Below are 5,675 nucleotides of genomic sequence, written 5' to 3'. Positions count from 1 at the left end.
AGCTCAGGAGCTGCCGCCGTGATCGAGGATGGCCCTTGCCAAGTGGCTTCGCCCATGGTCGGGGGCGACCATTCGGCAAGTGCGGGAATCGGCTTCTTCTCGCTTCCGGTCCCAGCGCTTCCTGGTGCTCTTGGGCTGTTTGTCGGCCTAGAGTCCTACAGGAGAGCTGCGATCGGATGAAAGCGCGGAGGGCATGCCAAGAAGCGGAGTTGTGGGATGGAAGCCTTCCGTGCTCAAGCAAGCACGCGAGAGCAAGGGGTGGACCTCCACCGAGCTGGCCAGGCATACCGGGCTGAGCCGTACCGTGGTCGGCCGCTACGAGCAGGAGAACGGGAGCGCACCGACTCCCGAGGTCCTGAAGAAACTGGCCACAGTGTTGGGTGTTGCTCCTCGTGAGTTCATCGACTTCCAGGAAGCGGGGTGGGCCGGCCATCGGGCTGTGCTGGGCTTGACCCAGGACCAGTTGGTGGAGCAGGTCGGCGACCCGGACCTGAACGTGCAGACCTACCGGGCTCTGGAGTCGGGGCGCACCCGCAGACTGCGCACCGCTCAGGCGCGTTCCTTGGCGAAGTTCTTCGGGATCTCGGAGGAGGAGGTGCGTGCCGAGCATGAGCAGGCGGTGGCGCGCCGGCAGGAGCACGAGCGGCTCACGGGTGAGGGCGCAGAGCGAACGCGGTGAGGCCGGTGGTGTCGACGCCGGCACCGGTCGCGTGAGTGTGCAGCAGGCCCCGGAGCGCTTTGGGGGCCATCCGGTCCGCGGTGACGGTGCCTCCTCTGCGCACACGGCGTAGCAGCCAGGCTTGGGAGTCGGGTGCCGACTCCAGGGTGTGGGAGTGTCCGCGGGGAGTGAGCCGGTCGGGGGCTTCCAGGGCGCTGCGTAGGGCTGTTCTGCTGTCATCGGCCAGATCGGTCACCTGCCTCCACATTGCCAGGGAGCAGGGCAGACAGGTGCTCCAGTCGGCGGCGGGCAGCGGGTTGGCGAGCACCTGTGGTTCCTGGTCGGGGCGGGTGAGGACCACCCTTTCCTCGTCCAGGGTGAGCTGGCCGGTGCGCAGGCCGAGGATCTCATCGGGGCCGTCTCCGGTGGCCCGGGCCAGCAGCATGATGAGTCGGTCACGGCGGTTGATCACCAGTTCGGGCCAGGACTCTTCACGTGTGTGGGCGAGGACGCGGGTGAGCTCCAGGTCGGTGAGCCAGCGCGAGGTACGGCGGCGGGGCTGGGGTTTGGTGGCTCGCAGCCAGCGCAGCAACCCGGGCACAGGGGGTGCGTTGGTGGGGTCGGGGTGGCCGTTGGCGGTGTGGGCGGTGGCGATGGTGGTGGTCCATCGCTGCAAGGTGGCGGGCTCGGTTCCATGGTCATCGTGTGCGGAGGCCAGGTACAGGGCGATGTCCGCGGGTTCTGCGGGCAGGGGGGTGCGGTCTTGGGCGCGGCACCAGGATGCCCAGCGTTTCCAGTCGGCCAGGTAGGCGCGCCGGGTCTGGGGGGCGTAGTCGGCCAGGTGACGGTGCAGCAGGTCCAGCCCGAGGATGTCCTCCTGAACCGGGGTATCGGGGTCTTCGACACGAAGGGTGTCCAGCAACGGGCGGAGCCCGGGCGGCAATGCCGTCCGGGCTCGCTTGGTCTGCGGCGAGGGCTGCTGGCCCACGGTGTCACTCCTTTGCCGACCGGGGGTTGAGCGTGGTCCGGGTGTTCCAGACCCGCTCGGAGACGGGGGGCTGCGCTGTTCCGGCCAGGTCGAAGACGAAGCGTTCCAGCTCGAAATTGACCCAGGGACGGTTGGGGGAGAGCGCCTTGCACACGTCGGTCATGGCCGTGGCCGGGTCGATGCCCAGCAGCCCAGAGTAGCGGGCGGCGGCGGTGGGAGTGCGGCTGCGACCTGCGGCGCAGTGCAGCAGCACCCGCTTGCCTTCCTGACGCAGTCCGTGCACGGCGCGGGCGGCCTGGTCGAGAGTGTAGTGGCCGTGGGCGTTGGCGCCGGGGCGGTCGATGAGCCAGATCTGCAGGTGGTCCCGGTCGGGGATGTGGGCGAAATCGCTGCTGCCGACGCGGCACAGGGAGACGACGGCGTTCACCTCCAGATCGGCGGGGTCGAGGTCGGCCAGAGGCAGGTTGCCCAGGATCACGCCGTCATCGTGCGGGTGGGCCACCTGGTAGGGCTTGAGGGCGTCGATGTTGCGGGGGTGGCGTTCGGCCAGGGGCCAGCCCTGGCGGTCGGGCTGGTTCTGGTGACTGATGCGCACGCCCAGGCTGATGAGGTCACGGGCGGTGATGTCGGGCCAGCCGTGAACGGAGCGCTGCCAGTGCCAGGGCACGGCCGAGGCACCCCAGCGGGCGCCGAGCAGGGCTCCGGCGATCGCCGCGACGGTGTCGGTGTCGTGCCCTGCGCGGACTGCGGCTTCCAGGGCCAGACGCAGGTGGTCGGCGGCGAAGACGCCCTTGGCGGGGTTGTTGGCGGGCACGGGTGTGCGGGTGATGGCCGACCATGCGGCCTGGAGCGCGGAGACGACGTAGCCGTTGTTGGGGAAGGTGTGCGGATCCTGGGCTTCGGCTTCGTCCAGGCGGGTGTGCCACCACGCTCGGCGCTGCTCGGGCAGGAGTTCCACTCCCTTGCGGACGCCCTGGAAGTCGGCGCGGAGCACGGCGTGGCGGATGCCTTCGCACCAGATGACGCAGGCGTCGCCTGCCTGGGGATCGGCGTGGGTGAGGTCGCTGACCAGGCGCGCCGCCTCCGCGGTCTCCTCGGGATCGTGCAGGTCGTAGAGGGCGACGGGGGCGGTGCGCATGAGGGAGCCGGTGCCTGCGCTTGGACGGCCGAGCTGCCATCGGGTGCGGGATTCGCGGAGTAGGACGCTGGCGGACCAGGGGGTGGCCACGTCGTACCGGGCTTTGCTCAGTACGGACCTGGTCTGGGCTCCGATGTCGGTGGCGCCGGTGGTGTACCAGGTGAGGAAGTTGTCGGCGATCTCGTTGAGGACGTGGTGGTCCTGGATGGCCACGGGCTGGGTGTCGACCAGGGCCTGGGCGATGCATACGGCCATCTGGGTGTCGTCGGAGTACTCGCCCGGTGCGTAGGGGCCCAGACCGCCGCCGATCATCTGGGGGGTCTGGTTGCGGGTGAGGCGGGGGCGGAACTCGTAGGGGACGCCGAGGGCATCGCCGCAGGCTGCGGCAAGTAGGACGCCGGCCGCCCGGTCGTCCTGGTGGGCGGTGGGGGTGCGCAGTAGGGCCATAAAGACTCCTGTTGTGGGTCGGGATCAGCGAACAACCACGAAGTTAACAGACGATATTGACAATATCAACTTTTGTTTTGCTCGGTGTCACGGGCCGTGCTGCCACGGGCTTGCAGGGGTTGTTCCACCCGCAGAAAGGTTCACCATGTCAGAGCACGACGAGCCCACCACGCCGAAGCCCGCTTTTGCCCTGCTCACCGTCACCACGCGCCCCGAAGATCCTGAGAACATGGTGGGCCTGTCCTTCCACACCGGATCCGCGCCCCGCGGTGCCTGCTCGCCCGAGGTCGCCTGCCACACCTACGAGGAGCAGGCGCCGATCCTGGCCTTGCGCCAGGGGTCGACACACGTCAGCATCACCCCGGCCGCACCCCGAAACGTGGGGGCCGCCGATGTGCGCTTCGCCAAGGCGTTGGTCGACAGCGCCCTGCGCTACTACCAGGCCGTGAACCGGGCCCAGCGGACCCAGGGCAGAGCGGCGCTCGCACGCGAGTGAGCCGAGAATCTCGCAAGCATTGGCCGGCGCAAGCTGATCCTGTCGTTCCGGGTCCAGGTGCGCTTCTGCGACGGAGGCAACCCGGCCCGGAGGGCGCGGCTGGACCTGGGACAGAGCGAACCACTGGAACCCACGAGCCAATGTTCAACAAGGGCCGTCTTCCAGAGATCGCCAGGCAAAGCAAGGCATCAGTGGACAATCTCGCAGCTCATCTTGCTTTCAGGCGATCCGAAATGAAGTGGATCGACCTCGAGAAACAAAAGCGAGATCGCCTACCATTCAGGGAACCTCGAGTCAACCCTCTGTCTCGCATGGATGCGGCTCCTTCATCAGGCATTTCTCCTCCATCGTGCAGCTCACCGAGTTCCGAACATGGCCCACTTCGGCCAAGCCATGGTGCACCCAGAAAGAGGATGTCAGAATTTTAATCCCTTCCGCCCCCAGGAGTGAAAATGAAATCAAGGTTAATTCTTCTGTCTGTCCTTGTATTTGTCCTCGGGCTTATGGGCGCCGCTCCGGCAACCGCCCAGAACCTCCCTCGGGAAACAGATACCTCTGTCGCCCTGGATGCGTGTATCGAGGAAGCCCAGTCCAGGGAACTGGACTCCTGGCTGTGTCTGGGGGGCCGCCTCACCACCCCTGACGGCTCCGGCATCACTCCCGACGAGACTGAGGAATCCGGCCCGCCTGCCGAGACGATCGAGCAGGACGAGGTCGCGGTCTCTCCCCTCACCAACTCTGGACTCGCGGCGGACGACTACGACGCGTGGTGCGAGAACGCCTCCATCTGCCACCGCCGTGTTACCGCCTACGTGGACGAGACCAAAGGTAACGCCGCCTACGGCAACGCCAATGGGGTGCACGGCCGCTTCGACCTGGTGATCCGCACCCGGATGAACGGTCGCAGCCCCAACTGGTCGACCGCCTTCATCTGGGAGGACGGCCCCATGCTGTCGTTCCACCAAGCCCGTGTGCAGTGCCGGGAGGAAGAACCGCTGTTCCCCGACACCGACTGCGGCATGTTCATGGTGGACATGGAACTCGGAGAGTTCGAGATCTTCGCAGGGGCGGCCAACTATCGGAGGGACTTCGGGCCGATCCGCAGCAACTATCTGGAGGACGCGAGTCTGTACTATGCCAATGTGGAAGCATACGTATGGGTCGAGGGCATCGGCCCCATGGGTATGCCCACACTGACCACCCGCAAATTCGAATGCCCTACGGGTGACGGCAACTGCTCCTGGCTGCCGGAATAACGTGCCGGGGTGGGCCCCGGCCTCTGGGGCCCACCCCTCCCAGGATGGAGGCCTTGCGTGAGCAAGCGTTCATGGTCGGAATACCCGGTCCTTCCGGCTCCACCCGGTGAAGCGACAACCGGTGAGATTGGACAGCTCCGGTTCGCGGAGATCCCCCAGTCGGAATGGCATTCTTTGTTCACCTGGGCGATCGGCCCTGGCCACATCGTCCGCTGCCTTGACCTGAGACCTCCAGAACCGGTGAAAGTCGTCTGTGAACAGGATGGCCAGCGCATCGTCCGGTGGGAGGAGCGGACATACGGAGACCGGTCAGTTGTGGAATCGGGGATCGACCACTACCTCACCGCCGCACGTGTACCTTCGCAACCATGCGGCTACCGGTGGTTCGTTGAGCTTCCCGATGGGGTCGCGGATCTCGACCACTTGAGCTCCCGCTTCACCTCGCACCGAGCGAAGACACCGGTGAACTTGATGCCGCTCCAAGAGCGCGAGCTTATGGAAGAGGTCGCAGCCACTCTCTATACGACCCGGGGGTGACTCGGTCGAGCTTTGCAGGAAGTGTCGTGCTTCTGGAAACACATGCACCGGGTGGCTGCACCACGTCGTGGCACTGCCTGTGCGAACCTCGCTGGGTTCGCCGACCACCCGGGTTCTGACCCCTGTCACATGTACCGGTCCAAGGTCATGTATTT

General features: G+C 66.5%; 6 protein-coding genes. 4 read left to right on the top strand and 2 right to left on the bottom strand.

Annotated elements, in window-relative coordinates:
* Positions 1-229: 229 nt before the first annotated feature.
* Positions 230-679 carry a helix-turn-helix transcriptional regulator gene (locus QJS33_RS30945; protein WP_306371621.1) on the top strand — a complete coding sequence of 150 codons (450 nt, stop codon included), beginning with the start codon at positions 230-232 and terminating at the stop codon, positions 677-679.
* Here QJS33_RS30945 and QJS33_RS30940 read toward each other — a convergent pair.
* Entirely contained in the window at positions 648-1,646 is a 999-nt protein-coding gene (locus QJS33_RS30940; protein WP_306371620.1) for a hypothetical protein, read from the bottom strand. The two genes, QJS33_RS30945 and QJS33_RS30940, sit on opposite strands and share 32 nt — an antisense overlap.
* Before the next feature lie 4 nt (positions 1,647-1,650).
* Positions 1,651-3,231, bottom strand: a complete 1,581-nt coding sequence (locus QJS33_RS30935; RefSeq protein WP_306371619.1) for an ADP-ribosylglycohydrolase family protein — start codon at positions 3,229-3,231, stop codon at positions 1,651-1,653.
* Positions 3,232-3,376: 145 nt separating this feature from the next.
* Between QJS33_RS30935 and QJS33_RS30930 the strand changes: the two genes are divergently transcribed.
* From QJS33_RS30930 to QJS33_RS31520, 3 genes are all read left to right on the top strand, one after another.
* A complete protein-coding gene (locus QJS33_RS30930) occupies positions 3,377-3,727 on the top strand; it encodes a hypothetical protein (protein ID WP_306371618.1) in 351 nt (116 codons plus the stop codon).
* 503 nt (positions 3,728-4,230) lie between these two features.
* A complete protein-coding gene (locus QJS33_RS30925; protein WP_306371617.1) occupies positions 4,231-4,983 on the top strand; it encodes a hypothetical protein in 753 nt (250 codons plus the stop codon).
* Positions 4,984-4,992: 9 nt separating this feature from the next.
* Positions 4,993-5,520 carry a DUF5956 family protein gene (locus QJS33_RS31520; protein WP_372339750.1) on the top strand — a complete coding sequence of 176 codons (528 nt, stop codon included), beginning with the start codon at positions 4,993-4,995 and terminating at the stop codon, positions 5,518-5,520.
* The last annotated feature ends 155 nt before the right edge of the window (positions 5,521-5,675 follow it).

Source organism: Nocardiopsis sp. CC223A (assembly GCF_030766825.1).
GTDB lineage: Bacteria > Actinomycetota > Actinomycetes > Streptosporangiales > Streptosporangiaceae > Nocardiopsis.
The sequence above is the reverse complement of the archived record's forward strand: the minus strand, read 5'-3'. Positions and strand labels throughout refer to the sequence as shown.

Coding starts and splice junctions, on each gene's coding strand:
- QJS33_RS30935 (WP_306371619.1), bottom strand. CDS start 3,231: ATGGCCCTACTGCGCACCCCCACCGCCCACCAGGACGACCGGGCGGCC.
- QJS33_RS30930 (WP_306371618.1), top strand. CDS start 3,377: ATGTCAGAGCACGACGAGCCCACCACGCCGAAGCCCGCTTTTGCCCTG.
- QJS33_RS30925 (WP_306371617.1), top strand. CDS start 4,231: ATGGGCGCCGCTCCGGCAACCGCCCAGAACCTCCCTCGGGAAACAGAT.